The organism is Bacillus sp. SRI_025, from assembly GCF_057592095.1.
Window position 1 is genome coordinate 703464 of sequence record NZ_JBYEGB010000002.1, and the last position, 18246, is coordinate 721709.

Genomic DNA, 18246 nt, shown 5'->3' on the forward strand with positions numbered 1-18246 from the left:
ATTTAATCATACTGCCTAAAAGAGAAACCCTCTTTTAGGCTTATTTCGTATACTCATACAAACCCTCTATATGTCCCCTCATTCTCCTTAATCCCATTTAAGGAGTGTGCTTATGAATTCCCAAGCAAACCTGACCCAATTTTTAAAGGACAGTGAGTCCTACAAAACAATCCCAATTGTTGAAACCATTACAGTCGATACGCTCTCACCGATTCAAATTGTTGAAAAACTCAAACAAGATATTGTGTATTTGCTAGAAAGCAAAGATGAGTCTTCCAGCTGGTCGAGATATTCTTTCATTGGATTGCACCCGTTTTTAACCTTGCATGATGACCAAAACAAATACATTGCACGTGACGCTTCGGGGCAGGAAGTCATGCAAAAGCAAGAGCTGAAAGAACTGCTGGATTGGATGAAAGAGCAATATCAAATCAAAGCGCCAAATATTGATATCCCATTTACAGGTGGGGCAGTTGGGTACTTAAGCTACGATCTGATTCCAAACATTGAACCTTCTGTCAGGCCTCATCGAAACGCATCGCTGGCAGATAATTGCACATTATTTGTCTGCCAAACGATGATCGCCTTTGATCATGAAACGAATCATGTTCATTTTATCCAGTATACCCAGCTAACCGGACATGAAGCAGAAGACGAAAAAATACGCGCTTACAAAGAAAATCAAAAACAGCTTGAACAGATGATTCACAAGCTCCATTCAAAGACTGATATGAAAGAACTGATATTATCAGGGAATATGAATGAGCCGCCATCCTTTGAACATGTGACGTCAACCTATGAAAAAGCGCAATTTTTAAAGGACGTAGAAAAAATCAAAGAATACATTCGAGCGGGTGACATTTTCCAAGGCGTCCTCTCGCAGCGATTTGATATCCCTGTATCAGTGAGTTCATTTGAGTTATACCGCGTGCTTCGGATTGTGAATCCATCTCCTTATATGTATTTTATGAAATTAAAAGACCGTGATTTAGTCGGCAGCTCGCCAGAACGATTAATCCATGCCAAAAACGGGCATCTAGAAATCCATCCTATTGCAGGCACAAGAAAAAGAGGAAGAACAAGAGAAGAGGATGCCGCATTAGCAAAAGAGCTGCTTGAAGATGAAAAGGAAAAAGCAGAGCATTACATGTTAGTGGATCTTGCCAGAAATGATGTAGGCCGTGTGGCAGAATACGGCAGTGTGTCCGTACCGACCTTTACAAAAGTAGTGAATTTTTCACATGTCATGCACATTATCTCCATTGTGACAGGAAAGCTAAAGCGGGATACACATCCAGTCGATGCGCTCATGTCCGCTTTCCCAGCAGGCACATTAACAGGTGCCCCGAAAATAAGAGCAATGCAATTATTAAATGAAATGGAGCCTGAGCCAAGGGAAACGTATGGCGGCTGTATTGCTTATATTGGATTCGACGGCAATATTGACTCCTGTATTACCATTCGTACGATGAGCGTCAAAAATCAGACCGCTTCTATACAAGCAGGCGCCGGCATTGTGGCTGATTCTGTCCCAGAAAACGAATGGGAAGAGACTTGCAACAAGGCAGGAGCACTTCTGAAAGCCATTCAGCTTGCGGAACATATTTTCTCAGAAAAGGAGAGTGTGCAGGATGAATCATCGACTATCAGCTCTTGTTAATGGAGGCTTTCTATCAGAAAATGAAGCAAATAAACTCATGCATGATATGATGAGCGGCTTTTTAACAGATGCTGAAGTCGCTGCAAGTCTTTCCATTTTAGCGCATAGAGGAGAAACCGCTGAAGAAATGACGGGTTTTGTGAAAGCCATGCGGCAAAATGCGGCGCCAATGGAACGATCGCTTGATGTTGTTGATACTTGCGGCACGGGAGGCGATGGACTCTCAACCTTTAATATATCAACTGCCGCTGCGATTGTTGCTTCCGCTGCTGGAGCCAAAATCGCCAAACATGGAAATCGATCAGTTTCTTCTAAAAGCGGGAGTGCCGATGTACTAGAGTGTCTTGGGATTCACATTCAATCCACACCGGAAGAAACAAGAAGACAAATACAAGAGAAAAACATGGGCTTTTTATTTGCACCATTGTATCATTCATCTATGAAACAAGTAGCCACAGTCCGCAAGCAGCTCGGCTTCCGGACGGTATTTAATCTGTTAGGACCGCTTTGCCACCCAATGCAAGCCAAAAAGCAAATCATCGGCGTCTACTCAAAGGAAAAGGCAAAATTAATGGCAAAAGCCCTTGCGCCATTAGAGCCAGAACATGTGCTGTTTGTTTGCGGAGAAGATGGGCTTGATGAATTAACGATTACAGCAAATTCATATGTGATTGAACTCAAAAAAGATGTCATGACAGAATATACACTCAATCCAGAAGACTTTGGGCTGCAAAAAGGATATTTATCAGATATTCAGGTCCAATCACCGGGAGAGAGCGCTAAATTGATTCAGAATATATTGAATCATCAAACAGTAGGGGCGCCGCTTCATATTACAGCCCTGAATGCTGGAGCGGCTTTATATGTCGCAGGGAAGTCAGAAAACCTCATGGCCGGAACATTAAAAGCGATTGAAACGATTAAAAACGGCGCAGCCAAAGAACAATTGGCTCGTTTAAAACAAAAAACGAGAGAGGAAGAGATCTATGCTTAATCAAATCATTGCCCGCAAAAAAGAACATATCCAAACATTGCAGCTACCAGTAGATGAACACTTTGAAAGACGATCATTTAAAGAAGCACTCATGAATCCTCATCGCTCAATTGGTCTAATTGCTGAGGTGAAAAAGGCGTCTCCTTCCAAAGGAATCATTCAACCAAATTTTGATCCTTTACAAACAGCAAAAGCTTACGAAAAATCCAACGCTGATTGCTTATCTGTTTTAACGGATGAACCATTCTTTCAAGGAAAAAATGAATACTTATCCCTCATTAAAAAACACGTAGATCGTCCAATTTTAAGAAAAGATTTCATCATTGACTCCATACAGGTAGAAGAGTCAAGACGTATAGGAGCAGATGCCATTTTATTAATTGGAGAAGTACTTGAGCCGCAAAAGCTGCACGAGCTCTATGCTGAAGCGAAAGAGAATGGACTTGATGTCCTTGTCGAAGTACATGCAGCAGATACACTGGAAAATATTTTAAAGTTGTTCACTCCTGAAATCATTGGAGTGAACAACCGGAATTTAAATACATTTACAACAACAGTTGAACAAACAAAAGAGATTGCTCCCCTCGTTCCAAAAGAGGTCTTACTAGTGAGTGAGAGCGGGATTCAAACATTTGATGATCTAACCTTTGTGAAGAATCATGGAGCGGGTGCAGTCCTTGTAGGAGAATCATTAATGAGAGAACAATCACAAGAAAAAGCCGTTCAGACATTGTTTGGAGAATGAACAGGATGAAGCCTTATGTAAAATATTGCGGGGCAGTATCACAAGAAGATGTGGAATGTATTGCGCAATCTCACGCAGATGCCATCGGATTTATTTTTGCTCCAAGTAAAAGACAAGTCCAGCCAGATCAAGTGAAACAATGGCTCACCCAAACAAAGTGTGAGAAAAAGATTGCCGGTGTATTTGTAAATGAAAAGATTCAAAGAGTGCGCGAGATCACAAAACAGATACCTTTAGATATCGTACAGCTTCATGGAGATGAAACGCAGGATGACGTAAAAGAAATCAAACAACAAATAGGGGCTGTCGTTTGGAAAGTGTTCCATCACGAGCCTGATGTAACAAGAACGCTTGAAAAAATGACGGCATTTGCGCCTGTTGTCGATGGCTTCCTTATTGATGCGAAAGTAAAAGGGATGAGAGGCGGCTCTGGAACAGCTTTTGCTTGGGAGGCAGTGCCTCTATACGTTAAACATGCAAAACGTCTGGAGAAAACTTGCATAATTGCAGGCGGCATCACACCAGAAACGATAGCAAATCTGCTCGCCTATGGCCCAGAAGCGATCGACCTTTCAAGCGGAATAGAAGAAAACGGAAAGAAAAGCAGCGCTAAGATCGAAGCGCTCGAAGAAAGGATGTTAAATGATGTACGCATATCCAAATGAGATTGGCAGATACGGAGAATTCGGAGGGAAATTTGTCCCGGAAACGCTCATGCAGCCACTTGCAGAAATTGAACAGGCATTTCGTGAATTAAAAGAAGATCCTGCTTTTCAAGCAGAATATGTATCACTACTTCGAAACTATTCAGGCAGACCAACTGCGCTTACATATGCTGACCAAATATCAGCATACCTCGGCGGCGCAAAGATCTATTTAAAAAGAGAAGATTTAAACCACACAGGTGCTCATAAAATTAACAATGCGCTTGGGCAGGCTCTGCTTGCAAAAAAAATGGGGAAATCAAACATCATCGCGGAAACAGGCGCAGGTCAGCACGGAGTAGCTGCTGCAACGGTGGCCGCAAAGTTCGGGTTATCCTGCACGGTCTTTATGGGAAAAGAAGATGTGGAAAGACAATCACTCAATGTCTTCCGAATGAAACTGCTTGGCGCTGAAGTCATACCTGTCACAAGCGGAAATGGTACATTAAAAGATGCAACAAACGAAGCCATTCGCTATTGGGTTCAGCACTGCAGTGATCATTTTTATATGATCGGCTCCGTTGTAGGCCCTCATCCGTATCCTCAAATCGTCAGCGAGTTCCAGCGCATGATTGGTGATGAAGCAAAAGAGCAGCTGCTTGAAAAAGAAGGAAGGCTTCCACATAAAGTGATTGCCTGTGTCGGCGGCGGAAGTAATGCCATTGGAATGTACCGGGCATTTTTAGATGAAGAGGTAGATATCATTGGGGTAGAGGCTGCTGGAAAAGGAATCGATACGCCGCTCCATGCTGCAACCATCACGAAAGGAACCAAAGGAGTGATCCACGGGTCTTTGACCTATTTAATCCAAGACGAATTTGGCCAAATTATTGAGCCATATTCGATTTCCGCTGGTTTAGATTATCCGGGAATTGGACCAGAGCACGCCTATTTACATGCGAGCGGACGGGTTCAATATGTGAGTGCGACAGATGAAGAAGCACTAGATGCCCTAAAACTGCTGACTGAAAAAGAAGGAATACTTCCAGCAATTGAATCTGCACATGCGCTAGCCAAGGCGTTTGAGGTAAGCAAGACGATGAATGAAGATGAAATCGTCCTTGTCTGCCTGTCAGGAAGAGGCGATAAGGATGTGCATACATTAATGAACGTGCTTGAAAGTGAGGGGAAACAAAATGATTAGATTTCAATTAGAGCAAGGCGAAAAATTATTCATCCCATTTATCACAGCAGGAGATCCGTCAGAAGACATCACGATTGATTTAGCTATCTCCCTTCAAGCAGCCGGTGCACATGCGATTGAACTCGGTGTTGCTTATTCCGATCCACTAGCGGACGGTCCTGTCATTCAAAGAGCCTCCAAAAGAGCTCTAAATCATGGCATGAATATCGTAAAAGCGATAGAATTAGCAGGGAAGATGAAAAAAAACGGTGTAAAAATTCCTGTAATTCTATTTACGTATTATAATCCTGTGTTACAATTAGACACAGAATACTTTTTCGCTTTACTGCGCAAAAATCATATTTCGGGACTCTTAACACCCGACTTGCCGTTTGAAGAGAGCAGCGAGCTGCAAAAGAACTGTCAAACCCATGACATTTCATATATTTCACTCGTTGCACCAACAAGCAAGGAACGATTAGTAAACATTGTAGAGCAGGCAGAAGGTTTTGTGTATTGTGTTTCATCTCTTGGTGTAACAGGTGTCAGACAATCCTTTGACGCGTCAATTACAGATTTTATTCAACAAGTGAAACAGCTGAGTCACATACCGGTTGCGGTCGGTTTTGGCATCTCAACAAGAGAGCAGGTAGACTCAATGAATAAACTGAGTGACGGCGTCGTTGTCGGCAGTGCACTTGTGAAAAAAATTGAAGAGCTTCAAGAACAATTGCTGGCAAGTGATACACGTCAAGAGGCTTTAAGAGAATTTGAAACATATGCAAAAACATTTAGTCCCCTCTATTCATTCAAATGAGGTGAAACATTTTGCAAATCAAAGATCAATTAAAACAGCTAAAACCGTATCAACCTGGGAAACCAATTGAAGAGGTCAAAAAAGAATATCAATTAGACAAAATTGTGAAATTGGCTTCAAATGAAAACCCTTTTGGATGTTCCGTACATGCAAGAGAGGCGATACAGGCCGAGCTCGAACATTTAGCGATTTATCCAGATGGATACAGCGCAAGTTTAAGAACAGAGCTGGCTGAATTTCTTCAAGTAAGTGAAAAACAATTAATTTTCGGGAATGGCTCAGATGAACTTGTGCAAATTATTGCGAGAGCATTCCTTGATCAACATACAAATACCGTCATCCCATCTCCATCTTTTCCGCAATACCGTCACAATGCAGTTATTGAACATGCTGAAATTCGAGAAGTGCCTCTATTAGACGGAGGAGCTCACGATCTGAAGGGCATGCTGGATGCGATCGATGAAAACACGAAGGTTGTCTGGGTATGTAATCCAAATAACCCGACGGGAAATCATTTGTCAGAATCTGAGCTTGTGGCGTTTTTAGACGAAGTGCCGGCTCACGTGCTTGTTGTACTAGATGAAGCGTATGTTGAATACGTTCGTGCAGAAGATTTTCCAGACAGTTTATCTTTATTACAATCCTATCAAAATGTCATTGTACTTCGAACGTTTTCTAAAGCGTATGGACTTGCAGCACTTCGAGTAGGCTACGGGATTGCATCAGAAGAGCTGATTACTGCCATTGAACCAGCGAGAGAGCCGTTTAATACTAGCCGTATCGCTCAGGCAGCTGCGCGTGCAGCGATAAAAGACCAAGACTTCATTCAATCATGCAGACAGAAAAATGAAGCAGGTCTCAAGCAATACCAAGATTTCGCTGAACGTTTTGGACTATATATCTATCCATCTCAAACAAACTTTGTGCTGATTGATTTTAAACGAGATGCAGATGAATTGTTCAATGCATTATTGAAAAAAGGTTACATTGTTCGTTCCGGTAAAGCACTTGGTTTTCCGACTTCTTTACGTATTACCGTCGGAACAAAAGAGCAAAATGAAGAAATTCTAAGTACACTTGCCGATTTACTGCAAGGCATTCGTGCGTAGCATAACCATAAAGTCATATCCTAATGCAGGATATGGCTTTCATTGTACCAACCTCCTATACATATAAGCTGTTGAAATAGGTTGTTTAATTTTCGCGAAAAATCAGGTGATGAATATGAACGATGCAAACGAAACAATATTAATCGCTGGACTCGGTTTAATCGGTGGGTCCATTGCACTCTCGATTAAAAAAGAGTATCCTCATAAAAAAATTGTAGGATTTGATGTTTCCAAAGAGCAAATGGTTGCTGCAACAAAGCTGGGAATTATTGATGCAACAGCTGATTCGTTTCTAGCGGGTTTAGAAGAATCTTCGACCATTATTTTGGCAACACCTGTCCAGCAAACAGTAAAGATGCTTAGTGATATTGCAGACTCTGGAATTGAAAGAGAGCTCACAATCACTGATGTCGGCAGCACAAAGCAAAAGGTCGTCCATTTTGCTGAAAAAGCGCTGCCTGAGCATTACCAATTTATTGGTGGCCATCCAATGGCAGGCTCTCATAAGTCAGGTGTTATTGCAGCAAAAGACTTTTTATTTGAAAATGCGTTCTACATTTTAACGCCTGCAAAGGAAACAAACCGTCAAGCTGTTGATCGGTTGATGGACTTGTTAAAGGGGACAAATGCTCATTTCATCGAGATGACACCAGAAGAACATGATGCTGTGACAAGTGTCATTAGCCATTTTCCTCATATTGTTGCAGCCAGTCTTGTGCATCAAGCGCATCATTTTGAAGAACAATTCCCACTTGTTAAACGGTTTGCTGCTGGAGGCTTTCGTGATATCACACGAATTGCTTCAAGTAATCCTGCAATGTGGCGGGATATCCTGCTGCACAATAAACACAAGATTTTAGACCGTTTTCATGAATGGAAAAAAGAGATTAATCGCATTGAGACCTTCGTACAGCAAGAAGATGCTGAAGGATTGTTCTCTTATTTTCAAGATGCAAAGGAATATCGCGATGGACTTCCTCTAAGGAAAAAAGGAGCCATTCCTGCTTTTTATGATCTGTATGTCGATGTTCCGGATCACCCTGGGGTCATTTCGGAGATTACAGGGCATCTTGCAAGTGAAAACATTAGTATTACAAATATCCGTATTATTGAGACGCGGGAAGACATTAATGGGATTTTACGCATTAGTTTTCAAACAGATGACGACCGGAAGCGTGCAGAAATCTGTATAAAAAATAGAGCGAATTACGATACATTTTATGCTGACTGAGGTGACAAACATGAAAATTCATAAAAATGCTCCTATGAATGGAGAAATTCATATCCCAGGTGATAAATCTATTTCACATAGATCAGTGATGTTTGGTGCAATTGCTGATGGGACCACAGTAGTGAAAAACTTTCTTCCTGGAGCTGATTGTTTAAGTACGATTGATAGCTTTAGAAAGATGGGCGTTGAAATTGAACAAAAAGGGACAGATGTTGTCATTCATGGTAAGGGACTGAAAGAGCTCAAGGAGCCGTCTGACATTCTCGATGTCGGTAATTCTGGTACAACCATTCGATTAATGATGGGAATATTAGCTGGTTGTGAGTTTCACAGTACACTAATCGGTGATGAGAGTATTGCCAAAAGACCAATGAAACGTGTGACGGGTCCGCTTAAACAACTCGGAGCCAAAATAGACGGCAGAGCAAATGGCGAGTATACACCACTGTCTATTCGTGGCGGTCATTTAAAAGGCATAACCTATGAGTCTCCAGTGGCAAGTGCACAAATTAAGTCAGCTGTCCTTTTAGCAGGGCTACAAGCAGAGGGAACAACGACATTAACTGAACCACACAAATCAAGAGATCATACAGAAAGAATGCTCTCTATGTTTGGTGTAAAGCTAGATGAAGATGAACAAAGTGTTTCCATTGAAGGCGGCCAAACATTAACAGCAACAGATATATTTGTTCCTGGGGACATCTCTTCAGCTGCATTTTTCCTTGTAGCTGGATCAATCGTTCCTAATAGCCAGATTGTCTTAAAAAATGTCGGGCTAAACAAAACAAGAACAGGTATTATTGATGTACTGAAACTTATGGGGGCAAATCTTGAGATCAATGAAGTAGATGCCAAAGGCGGAGAACCGTACGGTGATTTAACCATTTCTACTTCATCATTAAAAGGGATTGAAATTTCTGGTGACATGATTTCAAGACTCATCGATGAAATTCCGATAATTGCGCTTCTTGCGACCCAAGCAGAAGGAACAACAATCATTAAAGATGCTGCTGAGTTAAAAGTAAAAGAAACCAATCGAATTGATACAGTCGTATCAGAACTTAAAAAACTCGGTGCTGATATTGAAGCAACAGATGATGGTATGAAGATTCATGGTAAAACTACGCTTCAAGGCGGCGCAGTCGTCTCAAGCTACGGAGATCACCGTATCGGTATGATGCTTGGAATTGCCGCATGTGTGACAAAGCAAGCAATTGAGATTGAAGATACAGAAGCTGTTCGTGTCTCATACCCAAATTTCTTTGAACACATTGAATATTTAACAAAAACAGTCTGAGGATGTCCTCAGGCTTTTTCTTTCCTTCTGCATATTTGTCAGAAATATAGCATAGCTTGTCTCAAGGTGAAACCTTGAAAAAAAACATTTTGTCCGATAAAAATAGTGTCTGCAGTTTACAAATCATCAGTTTCGTATAGGATGAAATGAAAAACAGTCTTTAAAACACAAAAATGGGTTCATTTTAAAAGAGCAACATATTTGCTGGATGTGCACCTGTCGATTATGATATGAAGTAACAATAGTTTAGGTTTTTGGAAACAGAAAGGAACGGTTTGATTTGAATAGTTCATTACAAGAAGCCATAAAATTAGTTGAGGCGGGTGAGACTGAAAAAGGACTCCAAACACTTGCTCAAGCAGAGAAGCATTTGCATGATGAAGAAAAGGCGCAAGCGGCTCAATTATATTATGATTGGGGAGATATCGATAAAGCACGGAATCTCATCAGTGATTTACATGATTTATATCCAGAGGAAACAGGTTTAACGTGTTTTTATGCAGAGCTGCTGATTGACTCTGATGAAGAAGAGAAGGCGATTGCAGTATTAGAAACGATTCCTGAAGATGATGATGCGTACCCAGAGAGTTTATTGTTAATGGCAGATTTGTATCAAATGCAAGGACTATTTGAAGTCAGTGAACAAAAGCTTTTAAAAGCGAAAGAACTACTTCCGAATGAAGCCGTCATCGATTTTGCATTAGGTGAGTTGTATTTTTCTCAAGGTCTTTCAAAAAAAGCGGCTGATTTTTTCTACAAAGTGGCAGATCAACAGCATGAGGTTGGCGGTGTCAATGTGTATCAGCGGCTTGCTGAATCACTCAGTACAGCTGGAGAATTTGAGGATTCACTTGAATGGTACGAAAAGGCAGTAAAAGATCAAGCAGACCCGAACACTCTTTTTGGCTACGGATTTACAGCGATGAGGGCTGGCAGAACAAAAACAGCCATTCAGCAGCTTACAGAACTGAAAGATATTGATCCATCCTATTCGTCACTTTATATGCCTTTAGCGAAAAGTTATGAGGAAGAAGGACTATATCACGAGGCTTTAGAGGTAGTAAAAGAGGGTATTAAAGTTGATGAGTATAACAAAGAATTATATTTATATGGTGCCAAGATTGATTTGAAAAATGGGGATTCAGAAGATGCGAAAAAACTGCTTCAAGAAGCACTTGCTCTCGATCCGGGTTATATTGAAGCAGTTCAAACATTGCTGGCGATCTATTTAAATGAAGAGCTGTTTGATGAAATTCTAGATGTTATTAAAGAGGTTAAAAGCTTTGGGGAAGATGATCCAAAATGGAATTGGTATGCTGCATCTGCTTCTGTCGGGCGAGAAGAATACAAAGAAGCTGCCGAGTATTTCAAGCTTGCCCTGCCTGATTTTGATGAGGAACGTGACTTTTTATATGAATACGCTTCGTTCCTTTTAGAAGAGGGCAGACAAAAAGAAGCACTGCCGTTATTACGCAAAGTTCTAGAGAAAGATGGCACAAATGAAGAAATTGAAGAAACGATTTTAAGAATTGAAGACGAAATTTCCTTATAGTTTGCAGGAATGAAGAACTGGTTTGTTGAATAATTCATGTATAGCAATTTAATTTACGATAGAGGAGGGAATAACATGCAGACCCCTGTTTCTGTCAATGAAAAGAAGGAATTTATCCGGTGGTTCTTAAACCATTATCAGCTAAAGCGAAGAGAGTGTGTTTGGATATTAAATTATTTAATGAGTCACGACTCTTTGATGGAAAAGGTTCATTTTGTAGAGCAAGCAGAATTTTGCCCAAGGGGAATCATCATGTCAACACACTGTGTGGATGAAGTTCCCTTTAGATTTTATAAAGAAAACATCATGACGACAGATGCTGAAAAGTCATTTCATGATATTCGTTTGAATAAACAGCAGGATTTGTTTATTCAATTGAATTTCCGTTCTGCTTATCGTTCGCCGGAATATGCAGCTGTTCTTGAAACAAATCCCCATATTCCAAAGGATCTTTATGAGAATGAAAAAGATAAGGATCTTGCTGAGAAAGTGCTTGAGCACTCAATCGCAACTTTCCAAAAAGAACGGCTCATGAAAGAGATAGATGAAGCACTCGACCGTCATGATCAAGAAACATTTAATAAGCTGGCAAAAGAATTAAGCCTATTGTCATAAACTGAACGAATAAGCCTTGCCCTATACAGGCAGGGCTTATGTCATGAAAGAGGGGAAATTGATGAAGTTTCAAGCAGAGGACGCGGATCGCTTTTTGCAATCTAAAGCTTACATTGATACCGCTATCATTCCATTAGTTGGGATTAACGCAGATCAAATGAAACAAACCGTGTCTTTAGGAGAGTTTACTATTCTTGTAGCAGAGGAACTTGAAAGACAATTAAAAGGGCGGGTTTTTCTTTTTCCACCACATACATATTTAGAAGTGAGTGACCGGAAACAAGAAGACATATTCACAATGAAGCAGTCGCTCAAAGATCATTTTCAGCATGTCGCACTGATCACATCTGATCACCAGTGGAAAGAGCATGCTGAGATTAGCGAATCGCTATTTTTGCTCAAGCCGGTTCCGCTGGAGCATTTGAAGGTTGAATTAAAGCAAAAAGTCATTCAAGACAGTGTAGAACAAATTTTGAACTTTTTGTTACAAAAATGGAACCCTTCATAAAAACCCTTACATTTGCATTGTACATAGCTTTTTAGGATGTTGACCTTGTGAATAGATTGATATATTATGAGGGTGTCCTAGTTTTATGAAATTTTTTCTAATTCAGTTATAAAGTAGCTGACGACCTGAGGGGGGGAGAAAAAAATGAGCGAGAAGAGACATGGAGTGTCCAGGCGTCAATTTTTGAATTACACGTTGACCGGCGTGGGGGGATTTATGGCCGCTGGAATGCTCATGCCTATGGTTCGCTTTGCGCTTGACCCTGTGCTAAAAGGAACAGAGGATCAGGATATGGTTCAAGTTGTCAGTGTAGATGAACTGACAAAGGAACCGAAGCGCTTTGACTTTAAAATTGATCAAGTAGATGCATGGTATGAGTCAAAGGAATCTAGGTCAGCATGGGTGTACAAAGAAGGGGATGAAATTGTCGCTTTATCGCCAATCTGTAAACATTTAGGATGTACAGTGAACTGGAACAGTGATCCGAAAAATCCAAACAAATTTTTCTGCCCGTGCCATTATGGGCTGTACGACAAGGATGGTACAAACGTACCCGGAACTCCACCGCTTGCACCGCTTGACCATTATAAGCAGCAAGTGAAGGACGGATACCTCTATCTTGGAAAAGCTGTGCCGAAAGGGGAAGGGTAACGATGCTTAACAAGATTTACGATTGGGTAGATGAGCGGCTAGACATTACACCGATATGGAGAGATATTGCGGATCACGAGGTGCCAGAGCACGTCAATCCAGCACATCATTTCTCCGCTTTTGTGTATTGTTTTGGCGGTTTAACGTTTTTTGTGACAGTCATTCAAGTCCTGTCGGGCATGTTTTTAACGATGTATTACGTGCCGGATATTAAAAATGCCTGGGAATCTGTCTATTATTTGCAAAATGAAGTGGCATTTGGCCAGATTGTCAGAGGGATGCACCACTGGGGTGCGAGTTTAGTCATTGTGATGATGTTTTTACATACGCTAAGGGTCTTTTTCCAAGGGGCGTATAAAAAGCCTAGAGAGCTGAACTGGATTGTTGGTGTGCTCATTTTCTTTGTGATGCTTGGACTTGGTTTTACAGGTTATCTTTTACCATGGGATATGAAGGCGCTGTTTGCGACGAAGGTTGGTCTTCAAATAGCAGAAGCAACACCTTTCATTGGTAAAGAGATCAAAACGCTGCTTGCAGGTCATCCTGACATTGTAGGGGCACAAACGCTGACGAGATTCTTCGCTATCCACGTCTTTTTCTTGCCAGCGGCATTATTTGGGCTGATGGCTGCCCACTTTATTATGATTCGTAAGCAAGGAATTTCTGGACCGCTATAAAATGTTGCGTTTGATGAATGTTCAATGAGGAGGGGATGACTTTGCATAGGGGAAAAGGGATGAAGTTTGTCGGAGATTCCAGGATACCGGCAGAAAGAAAACCTAACATACCTAAAGACTATTCCGAATATCCGGGAAAAACAGAAGCCTTTTGGCCGAACTTTCTTTTAAAGGAATGGCTTGTAGGTGCCGTTTTTTTAATTGGATTTCTTGTCCTAACTGTTGTTCATGCGCCTCCGCTTGAGCGGATGGCTGATCCGACAGATACTGGCTATATTCCGCTGCCAGACTGGTATTTCCTATTTTTGTACCAGTTATTAAAATATGAATTTGCTGCAGGTAGCTTCACTGTCGTTGGCGCGATGATTATGCCTGGAATCGCGTTTGGTGCACTTTTGCTCGCACCATTTCTTGATTCAGGTCCAGAACGCAGACCGTATAGAAGACCAATTGCAGTCGGGATGATGATCCTTGCAGTCGGCGCAGCAACATATTTAACGTGGGAGTCTGTTGCAACCCATGATTGGGAAGCAGCGGCAAAACAAGGTGAGATTAAGAAAGAAGCAGAGATTGATACTTCAGCTGAAGAGTATAAAATTTATCAAGAGCAGACATGTATCTCCTGTCACGGGGATAACATGCAGGGCGGAGCAGCCGGACCGTCACTTGTTGACAACGGTCTTTCGCCTGAGGAGATTGCTAAAATCGCTGTAGAAGGAAAAGGCAATATGCCTAAGGGTGTCTTTAAAGGCAGTGATGAAGAACTCGAGAAGCTCTCTAAATATTTATCTGAGGTCAAATCAAAATAATTCAGTTGTTTAAATGCAAGTACAAGGATATACTCAAAAGAGAAAAAGCTGGCGCTGTCAGCTTTTTTCTGATTTTAACAGATCGTGAGTGAAGAGACATATGAGATGGATTCAATATTTGCTAGCGACGCGCTACATGCTTGTGCTGGTGCTTATGATCAATTTCCTTGGCACTGTGTACGGATACTATTGGTATATTCCGCAGCTTGTAGAGACGCCGGCTGTCTTTTTAGCTTTTGTACCAGACAGTCCAACGGCCAGCTTTTTCTTTTTATTTGTATTACTTGCGTTTTTGATGAAACGAAATGCTCCTTATTTTGAAGCACTTGCTCTTGTGACCTTGATTAAATATGGGCTATGGGCGGTAGGAATGAATATCTTTGTGCTTTTATCTGTTGATGATTTTCCGTGGGAAGGCTACATGCTGATTGGGTCTCACTTTGCGATGGCGGTTCAGGCCGTATTGTTTGCGCCGTATTATCGTTTCCAAATGCGTCATCTCGTGGTAGCGGGAATTTGGATTTTACATAACGATGTGATTGATTATGTATTTGGTATGATGCCGCGTTATTCTATGCTGTCTGCCTATTCAAACGAGATCGGCTATGCGACGTTTTGGTTAAGTATCGCGGTTCTTCTTGTTTCGTATTATCTCGTTCTATCGAAAAAATCGGTCAAGCTGGAACTCCCTTAACAATGTTGGTCTAACCTTGTCCTTTTCTTCATACGCTGTATGGAGAAGGGCTAGGAGGGACTTGCATGAAACGAAAGCCAATCGCGATGATTCTATTATTTTTTCTCGTATTACATCCTGCTGTTGCCAAAGGTGAGGAAACAGCTGCTAACACGCTGCAAGAATTAACGGAACTATCAGATTCCATCTTTCAATTAACGAGACAAGCTAAATATGATGAGGCATTACAAGTCGCATTGTATGTTGAAAAGACATTTAAAGCTGAGAATTGGCGTGGAACTTTGACGAATACGCAGATTCGGCAAATTACACTTGGCTATCAAGATATGATAAAAGGGCTGCCGCAGGAAGAATTGAATGAGCGCGAAAAGCTTCGTTATGCTTCTCAATTTAGAATGCTGCTTGATGCGATCCAGTCGGATTCTGAGCCTCTTTGGGGTTCGCTCGAGAAGCCCATTATGGAGTCTTTTCCTACTTTGAAAAAAGAAGTGAAAGATCCAGAATCGACGACATTTTATGAAACTTGGAATGAGCTGGTTTCTTTATACGATATGATCTATCCGAGCTTAACCATTGATATTTCGCCTGAAAAGCTCCAGACGATTAAGCAGCACATGGAAGTGATTGAGCAAGGTGAATTTTTAAAAGCATCAAGTGGGACAAAGCTTGAACGTCTCACGAAGCTGGAAGAGGATTTATCGAGTGTGTTTGCTCACGTCGATGAAGATGAAGCTGATCCATCCCTTTTATGGGTCATCTTAACAACTGGGAGTATCATTTTACTAACGTTAACGTATGTTGGATTTCGGAAATATCGTGCTGAAAAAGAAAAGAAGCAAAAACGTCAGGCTGATTATCCTAAATCATAAAAAAAGAAGCCCAAAACTGGTGCTTCTTTTTTAATGTGGATTGAGCGGCTTTTTGTGTTCATCTAATGTAAAGCCTTCACCGAGTACATCATGCACGTCACTGACAGATACGAACGCATGAGGATCGACTGAGGTCACGACGCTTTTGAGGTGGACAAGCTCGTTTTTCGGAACGACGCAATAAAGGACGTTGCGCTCCTGCTTCGTATAGGAACCGACCCCTTTTAAGATGGTGACACCGCGCTCCATTTCATCCGTGATTTTCTTTTGAATGATGTCATCTTTTTCAGAGATAATCATGGCGCCTTTGGCAGCGTAAGCGCCTTCTTGCATGAAGTCAATGACCTTCGCAGCAACAAATACTGCGACAAGTGTATACATCGCTTCTTTATAATTTAAGTAGGTAAGAGAGATGGTAATGACGCATGCGTCGAAGATGAACATTGTTCGTCCCATGGCCACCTGATAATGCTTGTTGATCAGTCTTGCAATGATGTCCACACCGCCTGTTGTACCGCCGAATTTAAAGATGATCCCGAGGCCTGTTCCGATAAACACACCTGCAAAGAGGGCGGCTAAGGCTAAATCGTGCTGGAGAGGCATATGTATTTGAAAGCGCTGGAAGATGGCAAGAAAGACAGAAAGACTAACTGTGCCTACAATTGTATAAGTAAACATCGTTCTGCCGAGCATTTTCCAGCCAATAAAAAAGATCGGAATGTTTAAGACAAGGTTTGAAATAGATGGGTCAATGTGAAATAGAAAATATAAAAGCAGTGTAATACCTGTAAATCCGCCTTCCGCCAAATTGTTCTGCATATTAAAATGAACAAGACCGAAAGAAAAAATCGCAGATCCTATTAAAATAAATACGATATTTTTAAGACGAATTTCTTTTAGCAAGAGATCACTCCTTTTTTTGCTTAGACAGCGATAATATTATATGGTATGGGAGAGAAACAAGCAAACTGAGTCTTAAACATTTGTCAAATATTTATGATTTCGCTAACATGTAAGAGATGGATAGGAGGATGAGCTTCATGACGAAAGAAAAAACGCTGCGTCAAGTGCAGCAAGAAGTAGATGATTACATAGGACAATTTAAAGAAGGCTATTTCAGCCCGCTTGCCATGATGGCCCGTCTGACAGAAGAATTGGGAGAGCTGGCAAGAGAGGTTAACCATTACTATGGAGAAAAGCCGAAAAAAACAACGGAAACAGAAAAAAGCATGGAAGAAGAGATAGGCGATGTATTGTTTGTGTTAACATGCCTCGCTAATTCACTTGATATTTCACTAGAAGAAGCACATGACCGTGTGATGCATAAATTCAACACAAGAGATAAAGACCGCTGGACGAAAAAAGAAGGGAAGTAGAGACGATGACGAACGAAACCATCAAAGTAGTAATCGCTGGAGCAAGAGGAAGAATGGGGATAGAAGCTGTGAAGCTGGCGGAAGAAACAGGCCATTTTCAGCTGGTGGCCGCACTTGATCACGTGCATGAAGGAAAAAAATTATCTGATGTGATTCATACGACCTCTCATGCGCCAATTTATACGGATATTGATGTGTGTCTTTCAGAAACAGCACCAGATGTATTAATTGATCTGACGACACCAGAAATCGGGAAAGTACATACAAAAAAAGCACTTGAACATGGCGTGCGTCCAGTCGTAGGCACAACTGGATTTTCAGAAGATGACCTAAAAGAGCTTCAGCAATTAACAGAAGAAAAGGGCATAGGCTGTATTATTGCGCCAAACTTTGCTGTCGGTGCAGTCTTAATGATGAAATTTGCCAAAATGGCCGCAAATTATTTTCCTGACGTTGAAATCATTGAGCTTCACCATGATAAAAAACTAGATGCCCCAAGCGGTACGGGCTTAAAAACGGCTGAAATGATTGCAGAAGTAAGAGAAAGCAAAAAGCAGGGACATCCAGAAGAGAAAGAATTGATCGAAGGGGCACGAGGAGCAGATTATGATGGTATCCGTCTTCACAGCGTGAGACTTCCTGGTATGATTGCACATCAAGAAGTGCTGTTTGGAATGGACGGACAGACGCTCACCATTCGTCATGATTCTTATAACCGTGCATCCTTTATGTCAGGCGTGAAGCTTTCAGTGGAACAAGTCATGCACATTGATCAGCTCGTCTATGGTTTAGAAAATATCATCGACTAATAAGGA

General features: G+C 41.3%; 20 protein-coding genes. 19 read left to right on the forward strand and 1 reads right to left on the reverse strand.

Going from position 1 to position 18246, the window contains the following annotated elements:
• Positions 1 to 112 precede the first annotated feature (112 nt).
• The 17 genes from trpE (at position 113) to ypjB (ending at position 16055) form a co-directional block, all read left to right on the forward strand.
• Positions 113 to 1660, forward strand: coding sequence for an anthranilate synthase component I (gene trpE, locus AC20OE_RS08650; protein WP_099663368.1), 1548 nt, complete (start codon positions 113 to 115; stop codon positions 1658 to 1660).
• On the forward strand, positions 1632 to 2654 hold the full coding sequence (gene trpD, locus AC20OE_RS08655; RefSeq protein WP_099663369.1) for an anthranilate phosphoribosyltransferase: 1023 nt from the start codon (positions 1632 to 1634) through the stop codon (positions 2652 to 2654). The genes trpE and trpD overlap by 29 nt, the downstream gene beginning before the upstream one ends.
• A complete protein-coding gene (gene trpC, locus AC20OE_RS08660) occupies positions 2647 to 3399 on the forward strand; it encodes an indole-3-glycerol phosphate synthase TrpC (RefSeq protein WP_073979673.1) in 753 nt (250 codons plus the stop codon). Before trpD ends, trpC begins: the two co-directional genes overlap by 8 nt.
• Positions 3396 to 4064: a phosphoribosylanthranilate isomerase gene (locus tag AC20OE_RS08665; protein ID WP_099663370.1), complete on the forward strand. Its 669-nt coding sequence runs from the start codon at positions 3396 to 3398 to the stop codon at positions 4062 to 4064. Before trpC ends, AC20OE_RS08665 begins: the two co-directional genes overlap by 4 nt.
• Positions 4045 to 5247: a tryptophan synthase subunit beta gene (trpB, locus tag AC20OE_RS08670; protein WP_047203218.1), complete on the forward strand. Its 1203-nt coding sequence runs from the start codon at positions 4045 to 4047 to the stop codon at positions 5245 to 5247. Before AC20OE_RS08665 ends, trpB begins: the two co-directional genes overlap by 20 nt.
• Complete coding sequence (gene trpA, locus AC20OE_RS08675; RefSeq protein ID WP_059377974.1) at positions 5240 to 6043, forward strand: tryptophan synthase subunit alpha; 804 nt, start codon at positions 5240 to 5242, stop codon at positions 6041 to 6043. The genes trpB and trpA overlap by 8 nt, the downstream gene beginning before the upstream one ends.
• 11 nt (positions 6044 to 6054) lie before the next feature.
• A complete protein-coding gene (hisC, locus tag AC20OE_RS08680; protein WP_039179539.1) occupies positions 6055 to 7152 on the forward strand; it encodes a histidinol-phosphate transaminase in 1098 nt (365 codons plus the stop codon).
• 115 nt (positions 7153 to 7267) lie between these two features.
• Complete coding sequence (locus AC20OE_RS08685; RefSeq protein ID WP_039179536.1) at positions 7268 to 8383, forward strand: prephenate dehydrogenase; 1116 nt, start codon at positions 7268 to 7270, stop codon at positions 8381 to 8383.
• Positions 8384 to 8393: 10 nt separating this feature from the next.
• Positions 8394 to 9680 carry a 3-phosphoshikimate 1-carboxyvinyltransferase gene (aroA, locus tag AC20OE_RS08690; protein ID WP_099663371.1) on the forward strand — a complete coding sequence of 429 codons (1287 nt, stop codon included), beginning with the start codon at positions 8394 to 8396 and terminating at the stop codon, positions 9678 to 9680.
• A gap of 280 nt (positions 9681 to 9960) precedes the next feature.
• Complete coding sequence (locus AC20OE_RS08695; RefSeq protein WP_099663372.1) at positions 9961 to 11232, forward strand: tetratricopeptide repeat protein; 1272 nt, start codon at positions 9961 to 9963, stop codon at positions 11230 to 11232.
• A 75-nt stretch (positions 11233 to 11307) separates the two neighbouring features.
• Positions 11308 to 11847 carry a ReoY family proteolytic degradation factor gene (locus AC20OE_RS08700; RefSeq protein ID WP_008344562.1) on the forward strand — a complete coding sequence of 180 codons (540 nt, stop codon included), beginning with the start codon at positions 11308 to 11310 and terminating at the stop codon, positions 11845 to 11847.
• Between the two features lie 61 nt (positions 11848 to 11908).
• On the forward strand, positions 11909 to 12355 hold the full coding sequence (locus AC20OE_RS08705) for a YpiF family protein (RefSeq protein WP_059377977.1): 447 nt from the start codon (positions 11909 to 11911) through the stop codon (positions 12353 to 12355).
• Between the two features lie 144 nt (positions 12356 to 12499).
• Positions 12500 to 13006, forward strand: coding sequence for a ubiquinol-cytochrome c reductase iron-sulfur subunit (locus tag AC20OE_RS08710; protein ID WP_007500911.1), 507 nt, complete (start codon positions 12500 to 12502; stop codon positions 13004 to 13006).
• 2 nt (positions 13007 to 13008) lie between these two features.
• Positions 13009 to 13683: a menaquinol-cytochrome c reductase cytochrome b subunit gene (gene qcrB, locus AC20OE_RS08715; RefSeq protein WP_003215804.1), complete on the forward strand. Its 675-nt coding sequence runs from the start codon at positions 13009 to 13011 to the stop codon at positions 13681 to 13683.
• 41 nt (positions 13684 to 13724) lie between these two features.
• Positions 13725 to 14492, forward strand: a complete 768-nt coding sequence (locus AC20OE_RS08720; RefSeq protein ID WP_039179522.1) for a menaquinol-cytochrome c reductase cytochrome b/c subunit — start codon at positions 13725 to 13727, stop codon at positions 14490 to 14492.
• Positions 14493 to 14592: 100 nt separating this feature from the next.
• Entirely contained in the window at positions 14593 to 15186 is a 594-nt protein-coding gene (lhaT, locus tag AC20OE_RS08725; RefSeq protein WP_047203225.1) for a lipoprotein heptaprenylglyceryl N-acetyltransferase LhaT, read from the forward strand.
• 65 nt (positions 15187 to 15251) lie between these two features.
• Positions 15252 to 16055, forward strand: coding sequence for a sporulation protein YpjB (ypjB, locus tag AC20OE_RS08730; protein WP_059377980.1), 804 nt, complete (start codon positions 15252 to 15254; stop codon positions 16053 to 16055).
• A gap of 30 nt (positions 16056 to 16085) precedes the next feature.
• Here ypjB and AC20OE_RS08735 read toward each other — a convergent pair whose 3' ends face one another.
• Entirely contained in the window at positions 16086 to 16958 is an 873-nt protein-coding gene (locus AC20OE_RS08735) for a YitT family protein (RefSeq protein WP_024422789.1), read from the reverse strand.
• 137 nt (positions 16959 to 17095) lie between these two features.
• Between AC20OE_RS08735 and AC20OE_RS08740 the strand changes: the two genes are divergently transcribed.
• On the forward strand, positions 17096 to 17431 hold the full coding sequence (locus AC20OE_RS08740; protein ID WP_058837948.1) for a nucleotide pyrophosphohydrolase: 336 nt from the start codon (positions 17096 to 17098) through the stop codon (positions 17429 to 17431).
• A gap of 5 nt (positions 17432 to 17436) precedes the next feature.
• A complete protein-coding gene (dapB, locus tag AC20OE_RS08745) occupies positions 17437 to 18240 on the forward strand; it encodes a 4-hydroxy-tetrahydrodipicolinate reductase (RefSeq protein ID WP_039179514.1) in 804 nt (267 codons plus the stop codon).
• Positions 18241 to 18246: the final 6 nt, after the last annotated feature.